This is a genomic window from Stenotrophomonas sp. LST15-1-1.1, from assembly GCF_040815575.1.
GTDB lineage: Bacteria > Pseudomonadota > Gammaproteobacteria > Xanthomonadales > Xanthomonadaceae > Stenotrophomonas > Stenotrophomonas lactitubi_B.
Genome location: NZ_JBFPNJ010000001.1, coordinates 1,166,406 through 1,181,476, shown reverse-complemented (window position 1 = coordinate 1,181,476; position 15,071 = coordinate 1,166,406). Strand labels below are relative to the sequence as shown.

The 15,071-nt window shown below is 65.9% G+C and carries 11 protein-coding genes and 3 tRNA genes; 4 read left to right on the top strand and 10 right to left on the bottom strand.

All coding sequences use genetic code 11. From position 1 onward, the window contains the following. Positions 1-6 precede the first annotated feature (6 nt). The 3 genes from MRBLST15_RS05415 to MRBLST15_RS05405 all read right to left on the bottom strand — a co-directional run bounded on the left by MRBLST15_RS05415 (position 7) and on the right by MRBLST15_RS05405 (position 4,773). Positions 7-2,385: a TonB-dependent receptor domain-containing protein gene (locus MRBLST15_RS05415; protein WP_367785420.1), complete on the bottom strand. Its 2,379-nt coding sequence runs from the start codon at positions 2,383-2,385 to the stop codon at positions 7-9. Between the two features lie 118 nt (positions 2,386-2,503). Continuing rightward, positions 2,504-3,430 carry a c-type cytochrome gene (locus MRBLST15_RS05410; protein ID WP_312705078.1) on the bottom strand — a complete coding sequence of 309 codons (927 nt, stop codon included), beginning with the start codon at positions 3,428-3,430 and terminating at the stop codon, positions 2,504-2,506. Continuing rightward, positions 3,427-4,773, bottom strand: coding sequence for a c-type cytochrome (locus MRBLST15_RS05405; RefSeq protein ID WP_367785419.1), 1,347 nt, complete (start codon positions 4,771-4,773; stop codon positions 3,427-3,429). The genes MRBLST15_RS05410 and MRBLST15_RS05405 overlap by 4 nt, the downstream gene beginning before the upstream one ends. 183 nt (positions 4,774-4,956) lie before the next feature. Between MRBLST15_RS05405 and MRBLST15_RS05400 the strand changes: the two genes are divergently transcribed. Continuing rightward, positions 4,957-6,108: an alpha/beta hydrolase gene (locus MRBLST15_RS05400; RefSeq protein ID WP_346579841.1), complete on the top strand. Its 1,152-nt coding sequence runs from the start codon at positions 4,957-4,959 to the stop codon at positions 6,106-6,108. Positions 6,109-6,112: 4 nt separating this feature from the next. On the opposite strand, the gene MRBLST15_RS05395 is transcribed toward MRBLST15_RS05400, so the two are convergent. Continuing rightward, positions 6,113-7,252: an MFS transporter gene (locus MRBLST15_RS05395; protein ID WP_367785418.1), complete on the bottom strand. Its 1,140-nt coding sequence runs from the start codon at positions 7,250-7,252 to the stop codon at positions 6,113-6,115. A 186-nt stretch (positions 7,253-7,438) separates the two neighbouring features. Between MRBLST15_RS05395 and MRBLST15_RS05390 the strand changes: the two genes are divergently transcribed. Beyond that, the gene (locus MRBLST15_RS05390) at positions 7,439-8,134 is read left to right on the top strand and encodes an alpha/beta hydrolase (RefSeq protein WP_367785417.1); all 696 of its coding nucleotides are present in this window, start codon (positions 7,439-7,441) and stop codon (positions 8,132-8,134) included. A 160-nt stretch (positions 8,135-8,294) separates the two neighbouring features. Beyond that, on the top strand, positions 8,295-10,490 hold the full coding sequence (locus MRBLST15_RS05385; protein WP_367785416.1) for a TonB-dependent siderophore receptor: 2,196 nt from the start codon (positions 8,295-8,297) through the stop codon (positions 10,488-10,490). Between the two features lie 54 nt (positions 10,491-10,544). Here MRBLST15_RS05385 and MRBLST15_RS05380 read toward each other — a convergent pair whose 3' ends face one another. Beyond that, entirely contained in the window at positions 10,545-11,246 is a 702-nt protein-coding gene (locus tag MRBLST15_RS05380; protein WP_089240307.1) for a pirin family protein, read from the bottom strand. A 140-nt stretch (positions 11,247-11,386) separates the two neighbouring features. Between MRBLST15_RS05380 and MRBLST15_RS05375 the strand changes: the two genes are divergently transcribed. Continuing rightward, positions 11,387-12,307 carry a LysR family transcriptional regulator gene (locus MRBLST15_RS05375; protein ID WP_176021068.1) on the top strand — a complete coding sequence of 307 codons (921 nt, stop codon included), beginning with the start codon at positions 11,387-11,389 and terminating at the stop codon, positions 12,305-12,307. Positions 12,308-12,906: 599 nt separating this feature from the next. Here the strand turns inward: MRBLST15_RS05375 and MRBLST15_RS05370 are convergent. The 5 genes from MRBLST15_RS05370 to thiD all read right to left on the bottom strand — a co-directional run bounded on the left by MRBLST15_RS05370 (position 12,907) and on the right by thiD (position 14,961). Then, positions 12,907-12,983: transfer RNA gene (locus MRBLST15_RS05370), tRNA-Arg, on the bottom strand. A gap of 32 nt (positions 12,984-13,015) precedes the next feature. Continuing rightward, a tRNA-Arg gene (locus tag MRBLST15_RS05365) sits at positions 13,016-13,092 on the bottom strand. 69 nt (positions 13,093-13,161) lie between these two features. Then, a tRNA-Arg gene (locus MRBLST15_RS05360) sits at positions 13,162-13,238 on the bottom strand. After that, complete coding sequence (locus MRBLST15_RS05355) at positions 13,229-14,155, bottom strand: alpha/beta fold hydrolase (protein WP_265953235.1); 927 nt, start codon at positions 14,153-14,155, stop codon at positions 13,229-13,231. Before MRBLST15_RS05355 ends, MRBLST15_RS05360 begins: the two co-directional genes overlap by 10 nt. Next, a complete protein-coding gene (thiD, locus tag MRBLST15_RS05350; protein WP_265953234.1) occupies positions 14,152-14,961 on the bottom strand; it encodes a bifunctional hydroxymethylpyrimidine kinase/phosphomethylpyrimidine kinase in 810 nt (269 codons plus the stop codon). Before thiD ends, MRBLST15_RS05355 begins: the two co-directional genes overlap by 4 nt. Between the last annotated feature and the right edge of the window lie 110 nt (positions 14,962-15,071).

The following is a 15,071-nucleotide window of genomic DNA, read 5'->3' as shown; positions in this document are numbered from 1 at the left end:
TCACACTCACAAGTCCACGCGGAAGGAGATGCCGACGGTGCGCGGGGCGCCGATGAAGGCGTTGTCGCGGCCGTCCACCCCTGCAAGATAGCGCTTGTCGGTCAGGTTGCTCACCACCAGGTTGGCGCCCATGCCCTTCAGGCGCGGCGACAGGCCCTGCAGGTCGAAGCCGATGTTGGCGTTGAACACGGTGGCCGAAGGCAGCTTGTTGACGTTGGCCGCATCCAGATAGCGCTCGCCGAGGTAGCGACCGGACAGGCCGAAGTTCCAGTTCTCACCCTGCCAGTCGGCCGACACCACCAGGATCTGCTCTGGCTGGCCGATCACCTTGGCGCCGTCGACGATGCCCAGCTGCTTGTCGCGCGCGTCGTTGCCGCTGCCCAGGTACTTGGAGCGGTTGTAGGTGTAGGCGGCATTGATGCGCCAGCCATTGTCCCAGCCGTAGCCGAAGGCCGCTTCCAGGCCGTTGCTCTCCACGCCGCCGAAGTTCTCGTAGACGCCATCGGTTTCGCCGAGGTAGTCGATGCCGCTGACCAGGCCGGCCGGCAGGTAGACGATGCGGTTGTCGAACTTGATGTTGTACAGGGTGACCGAAGCGGTCAGCGGCCAGCGGCTGATGCGCATGCCCAGTTCGATGTTGTCGGCGGTTTCCGGTTCGACGTTGCGGAAGCGCTGCGGATCGGTTTCACCCAGCACGCCGGAGGGGATCGCGGCGAAGTTCTGCGAGTAGCCGGCGAACAGCTCCATGCCCTCCACACCCGGAGCCCAGGTGAAGCCGGTGGACAGCAGCGGATCGGACTTCGAATCGGACTTCACATTCTCGGCGGCGCCGATCACACGGCGACGGGACTGGTCGACGAAGAACTGCTTTACGCCGAGGCGCGCGCTGAACGGGCCGAAGCGGGCCACGTCCTCGACGTAGTACATCTGCTCATCGACCTTGTACTTGTCCTCGAACTGCACCCAGTAGGGCTGGTGGTCGAAGGCGATGTCCTGGCCGACGTTGAGCAGGCGGTGCCAGTCGCGGCGCACGGAACGGTCGAGCTTCTCGACCCACAGGCCACCGCGGATCGTGTTGTCGATCGCGCCGAAGGTCTGCCGCCATTCGACGTCGGCGGTGACGCCCACTCGATCGTTGTCGTAGTGGGAGTGGCGGTAGGACTGCGCGCCCTGCACATTGCCGGCGTAGCAGTTGGGGTCGTACTCGGCGCTGAAGCCGAGTCGCGGCGTGCAGTTGGCCAGACGCTGGGCGGAACTGCCATCGGGGTTCACGAAGTAGATCTGGCCGCGGTTGCTGCCGCCGTAGACCGTCCTGCCGCCGAGGTATTCCGACTGCGGGCGACCGGCGCCATCGTCGCTGATATCGGCCAGGTACGGCGGCAGCCAGTCACCGCGGCCCTGCATGCGGTGACCGTAGGCAGCCATCGAGGCTTTGAAACCGTTGCCGCCATCAAAGGCCGCGCGCAGGTAGCCGAAGGTGTTCTCGCGCAGTGCGCGTGAACCGGAGCGGTAGTTCTGGTCCAGATACGGAATGCCGGTCAGGGTGCCGACCAGACCATCGCGGTCCGGGTTGGTGGCGAAGCCCTTCGGTGAAACGCTGGTGTATTCCGGCTCGTCGGCATCGTTGTAGGACAGGTAGCCGGTCAGGGTCCAGCGGTCCAGTTCGGTGATGAATTTTCCGGCGATGTTGTCGTTGCTGGTGTGGCCGGTGCCATCGATCCAGTCATGCACGCGCGCCGACGATGCGCTGATCCACGCGCGGGTGTGTCCGCCCAGCAGGCCGGTGTCGTAGCGCACGTAGTACTTGCGCGCTTCATTGTCACCGACACCCACCACCATGCGCAGGCGCTGCTCCTGCAGTGGATCGCTGGTGAGGAAGTTCAGGGTGCCGCCCAGCGCCTCGTTCGAGCGCGAAGAGATATCGGCCGTGCCCTGGCTCACTTCCACCGTTTCCAGGTCGAGCGTGTCGATGTAGCGATTGGCCAGCGAGCCGCCGCCATAACCGGAACCGCCATTGGGCAGGCCGTCGATGGTGGTGCCGATCTGCTGGGTGTCGCGGTTGGTGACGAAGCCGCGCATGCTGATCTGCGTGCCCCAGACCGACGAGCCGGTGGCATCGGCTTCGCTGACGACCACGCCGGGCACTTCGTTGAGCGCGCCATTGACGCTGCTCAGCACGGTCTGCCGGTTCAAGGTTTCCTGGCGCACCGAAGTCTTGGCATAGCTGGTGGCCTGGCCGATCACCTGCACCTGGTCCAGGGTCCGCGCGTCGGCGCTTCGCGTATCGGCGGCATCGCCCTGCGGTGCTTCAGCCAGGGCATCCAGTGCGGGAGCAATCAGCAGGGCAAGCAGCGAGATACGGGGAAAGCGCGCAATCGTTCGCATCGAAACCGGACCTTCAGGGGAGGAAAGTCCGGGAGTGTCGGCAGCGCCGATGACATGGCGGTGACGCGCAGATGCAGGGAGTGTGTTGTGTGACGGCCGGCAACACCGGCGGCGTCCCTCAGTAGCGTGCGTCCTTCGGTTTCGGGTCGCGTGGCCAGTCCTTGGCCTTGCCGGCAAAGTCCGGGCGCGGCTGGTTGATGAAGTAACTGGCGATATCCACCGCATCCTGGTCGGGCATCACCTGCTGGCCCAGAGGCGGTTCACGGGTCACTGCCGGCGGCATGTTGTGCTTGACGAAGCCAGCGGCCTTGTACAACCGCGCCATGCCGGCACCGATGTTGAAGCTGCGTTCGCCCCACAACGGCGGGAATGCGATATCGCCACTGGCATCGCGCTGGCCCTCTCCGTTGTTGCCGTGGCAGGCAGCGCACTGCGCGGCATACAGCGCCTGCCCACGTATCGGGTCCGGCGTCAGCGTGCTGTCGATCGGCCCTTCGCTGGGCGCGGCTACGCGTGCACCCTCCGGTACCGGGCGGCTCAGCCATGCCATGTATTCCAGCATCGCGCGCATCTCCGGTGCATCCTTGGCCAGCGGTTTGCCGTTCATCGAACGCTGCAGGCAGCCGTTGATGCGCTCGGCCAGGCCGATTTCCCTGCCCGGGCGCGGCATGTAGCGCGGGTAGCTGCCACCGCCGGTGTTGAAGTAGTGATTGCCGAACGGTCGCTTGCCTTCGGCCATGTGGCAGGAATTGCAGTTCAGATCGTTGCCGACGTTGTCCGGCAGCAGGCGTGCGGTCTCGTTGAGCAGGCGACGGCCGAACATCACCGCGTCTGCGTTGCCGAGGCTGGCGATCTCTTCGGCACTGGGCACGTGGTACTGGCCCACCACCTGGCCGTGACCGTCGAGGATATCCAGGGTCCTCGCCACCTCCGCGTCCAGGTCCGGGTACAGATGCTGGTACAGCAGCGTGCCGGCGCCGGCCAGCAGCACCGCAACCACTGCGCTGGCGATCATCGCTCTGGAACGCTTCTTCGAACGCCTCATTGCGCCGTCTCCTGCGGGACCACATGCACCGGCTTGTCACGCACTACCCGGCGCATGCGCGCCACGTCCAGTTCACTGACCGCACTGGCCTGGTTGCCCCAGCTGTTGCGGATGAAGGTGAGGATGTCGGCGAGCTGCGCATTGGGCAGTTGCTCGAAGCCCGGCATGGTGAATGCCATCCGGTCATGCGGCGTGTGCGGCGTGCGTCCACCGATCAGGGTTACCTGCACCAGCGAGCTGGGATCGTCGGCGAACACGATGGAGTTGCCGGCCAGGGCAGGGTAGACCCGTGGCATGCCACGGCCATCTGCACGATGGCAGGCCTGGCAGTGTTCGGCGTAGGCCAGCGAACCGGCCACCCGGTAGTCGCCGCCGCGCAGTGCGGCGGTGGTGGTGTCGCTGCCCGGTGTCCACTGTGAGCTGCGACCTTCGCGTGCTGGCAGCTGTTTCAGATACCGCGTCATCGCCAGCAGATCGGCGTCGGACAGGTACTGCGTGCTGTGCTCGACCACATCGGCCATGCCACCGAAGGCCGCGGAACGATCGGTGCGGCCGGTACGCAGGAACTCGACGATCTCGGCTTCGCTCCAGCTGGCCAGGCCGGTAGCCTCGTTGCGCAGGTTCTTCGCATACCAGCCTTCCAGCACCGAGCCGGACAGGAACTGGCTGCTGCCGTCATCGGCCATCGCCTTTTCCTGGAAGGCCAGCCCGCGCGGGGTGTGGCAGGCGCCGCAGTGGGCGAGGCCTTCAACCAGTTCGGCGCCGCGTTGCTGGCCGGCATCCAGGGTTGGATCCGCGGTGAAGCTGCGCGGGCGTGCGAACAGCAGCTGCCACCAGGCAAGCGGCCAGCGCATGTTGGCCGGCCACGGAATCGTACTGTCGGCGTTGTCCTGCCGGACCGGCAGCACTGCGCCCATGAAGTAGGCATACAGCGCCTTGATCTCGGCATCGCTGGCGATCACGTACGAGGCGTAGGGCATTGCCGGATACAGCGGCTGGCCGTCATGGCGGATGCCACGCCGCACCGCGCGCTCGAAATCCGCGTAGTCGTACGCGCCGATCCCGGTATCCGGGTCCGGGGTGATGTTGGTCGAGTACAGCGTGCCCATCGGCGTCTGCATGCCAAGCCCACCGGCGAAGGGCTTGCCGCCCGGTGCGGTGTGGCAGGCGGCGCAGTCGGCGGCACGTGACAGATACCGGCCCTGCTCGATCAGGGTCGGGTCGTGGATATCGACCTCGGCCTGTTGCCGCGGGGCCAACCAGTACGGTGTGCTGCGGGCGATGCCGTAGGCGGCGGCCAATGTGGCGGCCAGGGCAATGGCGAGCTTGAACGAGGTGCGCATGCCGGCACTGTGGCCATTCGTGCGATGGCGTTCATTGATCCGGATCAATGCTTTGGCCGGTCGCGACATTGTGACAAGCTGAATCGATCCTGCGCTGTCATCAACCCGTCATCCAGCTGCGATAGATGACGTCGGGCGTGACCGCTAACCTGCCACGCTGTCGCACTTTTCCCCTGACTGCCCATGAAGCGCCTGCTGCTGCTTTTGCTGGCGTGCGCCGGCCTGTGGCTGGCTGCATGCTCTTCTTCGATGACGGCCTCGTCCACCTCGCTCAGCGACCGCCTGATCGCGCCCGGTGGCGTTTCGACCCTGCTTGATCAGCCGCGTATCGCCGCCGCCGTGGCTGCGCTGCCGAACCGGCATGGCTTTGCCGCGGGCCGTGATGGCGTGCCGATCTTCTGGCGTGCTTTCGATCCGGGCGACTATGGCGCGCGCTACCACTACCTGCCGCAGCAGCACCAGAACGGCCTGCCGCTGGATACCGGGCTGAGCCTGGCGGTACCGCAGCCGTTCCGCGCGCAGGCGCCGCGTGGCACCGTGGTGCTGCTGCACGGCTGGATGATGAACGGCGATTCGATGCTGCCGTGGTCGCTGCAGCTGGCCGAGTCGGGCTACCGCGTGGTCACGCTGGACCTGCGCAACCATGGCCAGTCCGGCGCCGGTCCTTCCGGTTACGGCACCTATGAATCGGACGATGTGGTGGATGTCATCGCTGAGCTGCGCGCGCGCGGCGAAGTGACTGGCCCGCTGTACCTGTTCGGCGTTTCCTATGGCGCTGCCACCGCACTGTTCACCGCCGACAAGCTGGGCGACCAGGTGGCCGGCGTGGTGGCGATGGAATCGTTCGCCAATGCCGGCGTAGCGATCCGCACCATGATTCCGCATCTGATGGCCCTGCAGCCGGAAGGCTTGAAGGCGCAGGCGATCGCTTCGTATGCACGCTGGCGCTACGGCAGCCAGGACATCAATCAGGTGGTGGCCGCCGCCAGCCGCCGCATCGACGTGGACCTGGACAAGGTGGATGTTGCCCGCGCGCTGGCCGATACCCGTGCCTGCGTGCTGCTGCTGCACGGGCAGGGCGACCAGCACATTCCGGTCAGCCAGGGGCGTGCGCTGGCACAGGCCAACCCGCGTGCGCACTACATCGAGATGCGCGGCGAAGATCACATCACCCTGCCGCTGCGGTTGGACCTGCTGGCCGGGGTGGTCGATGACTGGATGGCGCGCGACGAACACCACCCGAAGTCCGCGTGCCCAGCGCCGCAGTTGCCGGCCCAGGCCGAATGGCTGGTACACGGCGTCGATGCACCGGCGAAGACCCCAGCGCGCAGCTGAGCTTTCAGGGCAGGCGGCGCGCCAGCGAACGCGCCGATGCCGCCACGCCCAGCAGCATCGCTGCCACGCACAGGAAGGCAAAGCCCAGGCTGGTGGCATGGGCGAGCGCGCCGATCGCTGCGGGGCCTGCAAGGATGCCGGCGTAGCCCAGCGTGGTGACTGCGGTGATCGCAATGCTCTCCGGCATCGCGCGCTGCTGGCCGGCCATCGAGAACAGGGCGGGCACGATGTTGGCGCAGCCCAGGCCCACCAGCACGTAGCCGACCAGCGCCATCGCAAAGGAGGGCACCAGCGTGGCCAGCGCGAAACCCGCCGCCGCGGTGATGCCGCCGGTGACGATGGTGCGGGTGCGGCCAAGACGCTCGACGATGCCATCGCCGAACAGGCGCATCGCGGTCATCGCCAGCGTGAACACGGCAAAGCCGGCACCGGCCTGGTCGCGCGGCACCTGCCGCACCTCGGCCAGAAACACCGCGCTCCAGTCAAGCATCGAGCCCTCGGCCAGGAACACCACGAAGGCCAGCACGCTGATGAAGAGCACGACGCCGTGCGGAACGGCCAGCATCGGGCCGTCATGCAGGATGCGCTGCGGGCGCCAGTGCGGGGCCGACAGCACGGCTACCAGCAGCATTGCGGCTACGGCGACCACTGACGCCAGCCACAGCGGCGTGCCCAGAACCAGCAGGCCGGTCATGCATCCGGCGCCGACGAAGCCGCCGATGCTATAGAACGCGTGGAAACCGGACATCATCGGTCGCCCTGCATCGCGCTCGACGGCCACCGCCTGCATGTTCATCGTGCAGTCCATGGCCCCCACGCCCGCACCGAACACGAACAGCGTCGCACCCAGTGCCAGCGGCGTGGGAGCGAGCGTCAGCAACGGCAGGGCGAGCAGAATCAAGGCCGTGGTGGCGATCATCAAGCGGCGTGAGCCCAGCCGCGCGGTCAACGCACCTGCCAGCGGCATCGCCAGCAATGAGCCCAGTCCCAGGCACAGCAGCAGCCCGCCGAGGCTGGCATCGGACAACCCGGCCTTGGCCTTGGCGAACGGCACCATCGGTGCCCAGGCAGCAGTGGCAAAGCCGGGAATGAAGAAGGCAGCGCGGGTCGCGTGCTGCTGGGCGCGGGGAGAAGAAGGCGTCATGCGCGAGGAAGGCTCCAGAGGATCGCCCCATGAAAACGTTTTCAGGCGCGCCGGGCAAGTGCCATGCATGACATCGGGCGACGCATACGATTGCAGTGGTCCGGATGCGTCACCGTTGATTAACGCCATCGGTGGACAGTAGCCCGACGGTCGGCATTCCGCCCGGCCGCTGCCGGAGATCAGCGCATGAGCACCACACCGACCATCCTCCTCGTCCATGGGTTCTGGGGCGGGGCCGCACACTGGGCCAAGGTGATCCTGGAACTGCACCGCAAGGGCCACGACCAGGTGAAGGCGGTCGAGCTGCCGCTGACCTCGCTGGTCAACGACGCCGAGCGGACGCGGCGGATGATTCGCCAGATCGATGGCCCGGTGGTGCTGGTCGGGCACTCCTACGGGGGCGCGGTGATCACCGAAGCCGGCAACCAGCCCAACGTGAAGGGCTTGGTCTACATCGCTGCATTTGCGCCGGACAGCGGTGAGAGCCCGGGCGGCATTACCCAGCAGCACCTGCCCGAAGCGGCACCGAACCTCGCTCCGGACAGCGACGGCTATCTGTGGCTGCGCGCGGACAAGTTCCATGAGAGCTTCTGCCAGGACCTCAGCGCCGACGAAGGCTGGGTGATGGCGGTGACCCAGAAGGCGCCGCTGGCCAGCACCTTCGGCGATGCGATCAGCGACCCGGCGTGGAAGCACAAGCCGAGCTGGTACCAGCTTTCCAGCCAGGACCGGATGATCGCGCCACAGAACCAGAAGGCCATGGCCGAAAGGATGCAGCCCAAGCGCCTGCTGCAGCTGGAGGCGAGCCATGCCTCGCTGGCCTCCCATCCGGCCGAGGTGGCGGCATTGATCCTGGAGGCGGTGGCGGCCGTCGACGGCTGACATTTGCCACGGGGCAGCGCCTGCTCAGGCCCGGGCGCCACCCACGACATCGGAAGCGCAGGAGAGTAAACTCCTGCGCCTGCGGCCCTTGGCCGCCCGCCATTCCCCCTTTCCCTCGAGCCGCCGCCAGAGGATCCCACCCCTTCGTGGAGGTCCCGTCGTGTCGTCCGTGCCTGTTCGTTTTTCCGTCCTCTCCCTGCGTCGTCGCCCGTTGGCGAGGGCTCTTGCCCATGGTCTTCTGCTGACCTCAGTGGCCGCTGCCGGCGCCGCCTCGGCGCAATCCGCACCGGCTGAAGAAGAGGGCAGGACGACTTCGCAGACCCTGCAGACCGTGCAGGTCACCGCCAACCAGCTGGGCACCATCACCGAAGGCAGCGGCGCCTACACACCGGGCACCATCGCCACCGCCACCCGCCTGGTACTGACGCCGCGGCAGACCCCGCAGACCATCAGCGTGATCACCCGTGCGCAGATGGATGACTTCGGCCTGGACGGCATCGATGATGTGATGCGGGTGACCCCGGGCATCAGCATCGTTACCTACGACAGTGAGCGTACCGAGTACTACGCACGTGGTTTTGCCGTGCAGAACTTCCAGTACGACGGTATTCCGATGTCGCGTGACTCGGCTTATTCGGCGGGCAATACGCTCAGCGATACCGCGATCTACGACCGCATCGAAGTGCTCAAGGGCGCCACCGGCCTGCTGACCGGCATGGGCGATCCCGGCGCGACCATCAACCTGGTGCGCAAGAAACCGGGCAAGGAATTTGCCGGCAGTGCGACGCTCGGCGTCGGCCGCTGGGACGACTACCGCGCCGAAGTCGATGTCGGCGGACCGCTGACCGCTGATGGCCGCGTGCGTGGTCGCGCGGTAGGTGCCTGGCAGGACAAGCATTCCAATCTGGATTTCTACCAGCGCACCAGCAAGGTCGGCTATGCCGTGCTGGAAGCCGATCTGGGCGAACGCACGCTGCTGACCGTGGGCGGCGACGTGCTGGAGAGCGATCCCAAGGGCTCGACGTGGGGCGGCATTCCGTTGCTGGACAGCCAGGGCAATTTCAATGACATGCCGCGCTCGTTCAACAACGGTACCCACTGGAGTGGCTGGCGCCAGTACGTGCGCACCGGTTTTGCCACGCTGGAACACACCTTCGACAACGACTGGGTGGCCAAGCTGCAGCTCAACCACCAGGTCAACGGCTACGATGCAGCGCTGGCGGGTGCGGCCGGTGGCAACCCCGATCCGGTCACCGGCGAAGGCGTTTCGTTGTGGCTGGGCAAGTATGTCGGCAAGACCGTCAGCAACGCTGCCGACTTCTACCTGAGCGGCAACTTCGGCCTGTTCGGTCGTCAGCATGAACTGGTGGTCGGCGGCAGTGCGTCGCGCAAGCGCTGGACCAACACCGGGTATTCGCCGCAGCCCGGCTATCCGACCGCCGTTGCCGACTACAACAGCTGGAAGGGGGATATCCCGGAACCGGAATGGCAGCGCGGTTATGGCAACAATGAAGTGACCCGCGAGAACGGCCTGTACGTGGTCGGTCGCTTCGATGTGGCCGACCCGTTGAAGGTGATCGTCGGCAGCCGCCTGGCCAGCTACCGTTCGCCGCAGACGCGCGAGACCGGCGTGTTCGTACCGTATGCGGGCGTGGTCTACGACCTGGGCGAGCACTATTCGGTCTATGCCAGCTACAGCACCATCTTCAAACCGCAGGGTGAGCGCGACGAACAGGGCAAGGCACTGGATCCGCTGGAAGGCCGCAGCTATGAAATGGGTCTGAAGGCGGAGTTCTTCGACGGCCGCTTCAATGCCAGCGCGGCGCTGTTCCAGCTTGACCAGGACAACTTCGCCCAGCCAACCGGTGGCAAGACGCCGACCGGCGATATCGCCTATCGCGGATTGATGGGCGTGCGCACCAAGGGATACGAACTGGAGTTGTCCGGACAGCTGGCCGAGGGCTGGCAGGTGCAGGGCGGCTTTGCGCACAAGATCGCCCGCCAGGCCGGGACCAAGGTGTCCACGCTGGAGCCGGAAAACCAGTTCAGCCTGCACACCAGCTACCGCCTGCGCGGCGACTGGCAGGGCCTGACCGTCGGTGGTGGCGCGCGCTGGCAGGATTCCACGTTCGGCAACATCACCAACCCGGCCAGCGGTGCGTCGGTGGTTCATCGCACCCAGCCGTACTGGCTGCTGGATGCCATGGCGCGCTACCAGTTCAACGATCGCCTGTCGGCCACGGTCAACGTCAACAACCTGCTGGACAAGCGCTATTACACGATCTTCAGCTGGTACAGCACCTACACCTGGGGCGAGCCGCGCAACGTGCGGCTGGCGGTGACGTACAAGTTCTGATCGCGTAGCGACATGACATGCCCGCGATGCCGGACGGCATCGCGGGCGTGTTGGTTACAGCGGCAGGTCGAACACCAGCACTTCGGCGTCGTTGCCGTTTTCCAGGGTCAGCTGTGCCTCGTCGCTGACCTGCAGGGCGTCACCCGCTTCCAGGGTGATGCCGTTGACCTGCAGCTGGCCCCGCGCCACCTGCACATACGCGCCACGGCCGGCAGCCAGGGCGTGATGCAGCTTCTGCTCGCCATCGAGGATGGTGGCGAAGATGCGCGCATCCTGGTGGATGTGCAGCGAGCCATCGGCGCCATCCGGCGAGGCGATCAGGCGCAGCTGGCCGCGCTTGCTCTCCGGCGTGAAGTGGGTCTCCTCATAAGACGGCGTGATGTTCTCGGTCTGAGGGAAGATCCAGATCTGCAGGAAATGCACCGGATCGGTGGCCGAATGGTTGAACTCGCTGTGGCTGACGCCGCTGCCGGCGCTCATGCGCTGCACGTCGCCATAGCGCAGCACCGAACCGGTGCCCATCGAGTCCTTGTGTTCCAGTGCGCCGCCCAGCACGTAGGAAACGATCTCCATGTTGCTGTGGCTGTGGGTGCCGAAACCCTGGCCGCCGATCACCTTGTCTTCGTTGATGACCCGCAGCGGGCCGAAGCTCACATAGCGGGGGTCGTAGTAGCTGGCGAACGAGAAGGTATGGCGCGAGGACAGCCAGCCATGCTCGGCCAGGCCACGGGTAGCGCTCTTGCGGATCTGCAGCATGATGGAATCTCCTTGTTCGATGGTTTCGATGGGGCGGGGTGGGCGGGTAGCCGCTGTGTTTCCCCGTTGAGGAGAAGTATCCGCTTGCACCTTGGGTTTGAAAAACGGATAGTTTTGACAGCCATCATCGAAAATTTCGAATGCTCAAGCTCAGCCTCGATGCCCTGCAGATCCTGGATGCGATCGACCGCCGGGGCTCCTTTGCCGGCGCCGGCAAGGCCCTGCACAAGGTGCCTTCGACCATTTCCTACACCGTGGCCAAGCTGGAAGAGGATCTGGGGGTGCAGCTGTTCGACCGGATCGGCCCGCGTGCGGAGCCGACCGAGGCCGGACGCGCGTTGCTTGAGGAGGGCAGGCACCTGCTGCGTGCGGCCCGGGAGCTGGAACTGCGGGTACGGCGCGTAGCCTCGGGCTGGGAGGCGGAATTGACCCTGGCGGTGGATTCGGTGTTCCCGACCTGGCTGCTGGGGCCGGATATTGCTGCATTCCGTGAGGTGGCGGCGCCCACCCGATTGCGCTTGTTTGGCGAGGCGTTGTCCGGCACCTGGGAAGCGCTGCTGGACCGGCGCGCCGATTTGCTGGTGGGCGCGCCTGGTGAGGGTCCCAGTGGCGGTGGCTACGTGGTCGAGCCGCTGGGCAGCGTTGGTTTCGTGTTTGCGGTGGCGCCGGGGCATCCGCTGGCGACGGTACCGGGTGTGCTGGGCCGCGAGCAGTTGGCGCCGTATTGCGCGATCGCGGTATCCGATTCGGCACGACGGCTGCTGCCACGCACCGTGGGCCTGTTGATGGGGCAGGAGACGTTGACCGTGCCGGACATGGCCAGCAAGTTGAAGCTGCAGTGCCAGGGGCTGGGATTCGGTTTCCTGCCCGAGCCCTGCGCGCGCGCGGCGGTGGCACGCGGCCAGCTGGTGATCCGCGAGGTCGAGGAGCACAAGCCGGAAGAGACCTTCTGGCTGGCGTGGCGCACCGGCGAAGATGGCGCGGCCCTGCGCTGGTGGCGCGAGCGCCTGCGACGGCCGGAGCTGCTGGCGCAATGGTGGCAGGCGATGGCGGAGGGGTAGGGTTCGGCAGGGCTGCGCCCTGCACCTGCCGAATCTACGGCAACAGCCAAAGCCAAAGCCAAAGCAACAGCGGGCATTCCGTGGGATGGCGGGGTGGGTCCGGTTGCGGGGGACGCTGCAAGTACGTCCATGTAAGCTCGGTCGCCGCATCCATGCGGCTCACGCCCCCGCAACCGGACCCACCCCGCCTTCGACAGATCTCCGCGATCTGTTGGAATGGTATTGCCTGCTCTTGGCCTGCTTTTGGTGGGTGTCGACCTTGGTCGACACGTAGATCCATGCCATGCGTGGATGCTCTTCGTTCCGAATTCGAAATGTTCGATTTCGATGGAGATTCATCCACGCATGGCGTGGATCTACCCGATCGCGGAAATCTGTCAGAGGTGGGGCGGTGTGGGTAGGCAGGACCGTTGGCGCCATGGATGGCGCCATCAAGCCCCCATGGATGGGTTTACGGCGTGTCCTGCCTACCCATGCCGCCCCGCCACCCCACGGAATGCCAGCTTCTGCAGTTGCTGTTGCCTCTGCAGGTGCAGGGCGCAGCCCTGCCAAAAACCACAAAAAAAAACAGCAGGCCGAGGCCTGCTGTTTCGGTGTAATGGTGCGCCCGGAGAGATTCGAACTCCCGACCGCCTGGTTCGTAGCCAGGTACTCTATCCAACTGAGCTACGGGCGCCAATTACATAAACTTGTTGTGCTGATCGTGTGTGGTGCGCCCGGAGAGATTCGAACTCCCGACCGCCTGGTTCGTAGCCAGGTACTCTATCCAACTGAGCTACGGGCGCGCGGTACACAATCAACTTACTTCTCTATTTTACTGCACTTCCAGCGGCGGATGCTGAAGGTCTGTCGAGTGGTGCGCCCGGAGAGATTCGAACTCCCGACCGCCTGGTTCGTAGCCAGGTACTCTATCCAACTGAGCTACGGGCGCCCTGCGACAGGAGCGGAATTATGCGGATGTCGGCGCGAGTCGTCAACGCTTTTGTGAAAATTTTCACCCAACTGAATGAAAAACGCCGCTGCGACAGCCTCCGGGTGTTTCATCCACGCGAAGTGGTCGGCTCGCGTACCCAGCTCCTGCGCAGAAAGCACGCGCAGCTGTGAGGCGACATTCGGCAGTTTCGCCAGCAGCGCCTGCATTGAGCCGATAGGCGCCAGCCAATCGTTTTCCATCAGCACCGCTTGCGCACTGCCATGCACGCGCGCCATCTGCGCGTCCAGATCCTCGTCCATGCCCACAGCCGCGTAGTGATTGTTCAGCCCTACGCGCGCCCAGTCGGCGATCAGCCCGCGTGCTTCGGTGCCGCCGAAGCCCAGCCGGCGCCCGTGCAGCACGCCCTGGCGTCGCGCGATCCATGGCAGGAAGCGATAGATCAGCGGCAGCAGCCAGCCGCGTGGTGGTGGGAACGTACGCCAGAACGGGGTGCCACTGGCGGCCAGCCACAATCGATCGAATGCCTGCGGCTGGCGCCCGGCGTGTACGCAGGCCAGCTGACCGCCCAGGCTGTGACCACCGATGATCCAGGGCAGCACGTCCTGCACGTTGTCGTCAGCGGAGAGCAGCGCCTGGCTGGCCGGCAGGTCATGGTCGAGAATCTGTTTGTAGCCCCAATCCTGGGTGCGTGACGGGCGCAGCGAACTGCTGCCATTGCCGCGCCATTCGTGCAGGTAGACCGCCACGCCCCTGGCGGCCAGTGCCTGCGCAAGGGGCAGGTAATGGCGCGCGGCCACACCCAGCGCCGGCAGCCACAACAACCGCGTAAGTGGCTGTGCAGGCGCGCAGGCGATGACCTCGTAACGATGGCCATCGCCGCTGTCCACGGCGAGCGCGCGTGGCGAATCGCTCATGCGTGCGGTGCCGCGCCGAAGTGGTCGAGTACCAGCACCTCACTGCGGCCGGGCGCATAGCCCTGCTGCAGCCCGCGCGCCACGTAATCGATGCCGGCTTCGCAGGCATTGGCCAGGCTCAGTCCGTTGCAAAGCTGCGCGGCGATGGCCGAGGCCAGCGTGCAGCCCGTGCCGTGCGCATCCAATGGCAGGCGGGCATGGATGAACTCTTCGCTGCTGACGCCATCGAAGTAACGGTCGACCACGCGGTTGCCTTCGTGCAGGTGACCGCCCTTCAGCAGCACCGCACCGGCACCCAGATCAAGGAGCGAGGCGGCGGCCTGCTCTGCGTCGTTGCCATTGGCAATGCTGCGGCCGACCAGCAGTTCCGCTTCCGGTGCATTGGGGGTGACCAGGGTGGCCAGTGGCAGCAGCCGTTCGCGCATTGCCTGCAGCGCGCTGTCCTCCAGCAGGCGAGCGCCGCTGGTGGCGACCATCACCGGGTCCAGCACTACGTGCGGTGGTCGATGTCGTTCCAGGGCATCGGCCACGGCGTGGATCACCTCGGCGTTGGCCAGCATGCCCAGCTTCACTGCGTGGATGTCGAAGTCGTCGAAGCAGGCTTCGATCTGCGCGCGCAGGAAGTCGATCGGTGGTACGTGCACGGCGCTGACGCCGCGGGTGTTCTGCGCGGTCAGTGCGGCGATCACCGACAGGCCGTGCACGCGATGCGCGGCGAAGGCCTTCAGGTCTGCCTGGATGCCGGCGCCTCCGCCGGAATCGGAGCCGGCGATGGTCAGGGCGGAAACGGGGGTGGTCGGGCTCATGCGGTGATTGTGCCGTGCTGCCCAGTGTGGGGGTAGTGCCGGCCGGGCGGCGCCCGGCACCCGCAGAAGCCGGGGCAACAGCAACAGCAACAGCGGCTCTGGATTTCTGC

Excerpts from the sequence above, each read along its gene's own strand:
- MRBLST15_RS05415 (WP_367785420.1), bottom strand. The coding sequence starts at position 2,385 with ATGCGAACGATTGCGCGCTTTCCCCGTATCTCGCTGCTTGCCCTGCTG.
- MRBLST15_RS05410 (WP_312705078.1), bottom strand. The coding sequence starts at position 3,430 with ATGAGGCGTTCGAAGAAGCGTTCCAGAGCGATGATCGCCAGCGCAGTG.
- MRBLST15_RS05405 (WP_367785419.1), bottom strand. The coding sequence starts at position 4,773 with ATGCGCACCTCGTTCAAGCTCGCCATTGCCCTGGCCGCCACATTGGCC.
- MRBLST15_RS05400 (WP_346579841.1), top strand. The coding sequence starts at position 4,957 with ATGAAGCGCCTGCTGCTGCTTTTGCTGGCGTGCGCCGGCCTGTGGCTG.
- MRBLST15_RS05395 (WP_367785418.1), bottom strand. The coding sequence starts at position 7,252 with ATGACGCCTTCTTCTCCCCGCGCCCAGCAGCACGCGACCCGCGCTGCC.
- MRBLST15_RS05390 (WP_367785417.1), top strand. The coding sequence starts at position 7,439 with ATGAGCACCACACCGACCATCCTCCTCGTCCATGGGTTCTGGGGCGGG.
- MRBLST15_RS05380 (WP_089240307.1), bottom strand. The coding sequence starts at position 11,246 with ATGCTGCAGATCCGCAAGAGCGCTACCCGTGGCCTGGCCGAGCATGGC.
- MRBLST15_RS05375 (WP_176021068.1), top strand. The coding sequence starts at position 11,387 with ATGCTCAAGCTCAGCCTCGATGCCCTGCAGATCCTGGATGCGATCGAC.
- MRBLST15_RS05355 (WP_265953235.1), bottom strand. The coding sequence starts at position 14,155 with ATGAGCGATTCGCCACGCGCGCTCGCCGTGGACAGCGGCGATGGCCAT.
- thiD (WP_265953234.1), bottom strand. The coding sequence starts at position 14,961 with ATGAGCCCGACCACCCCCGTTTCCGCCCTGACCATCGCCGGCTCCGAT.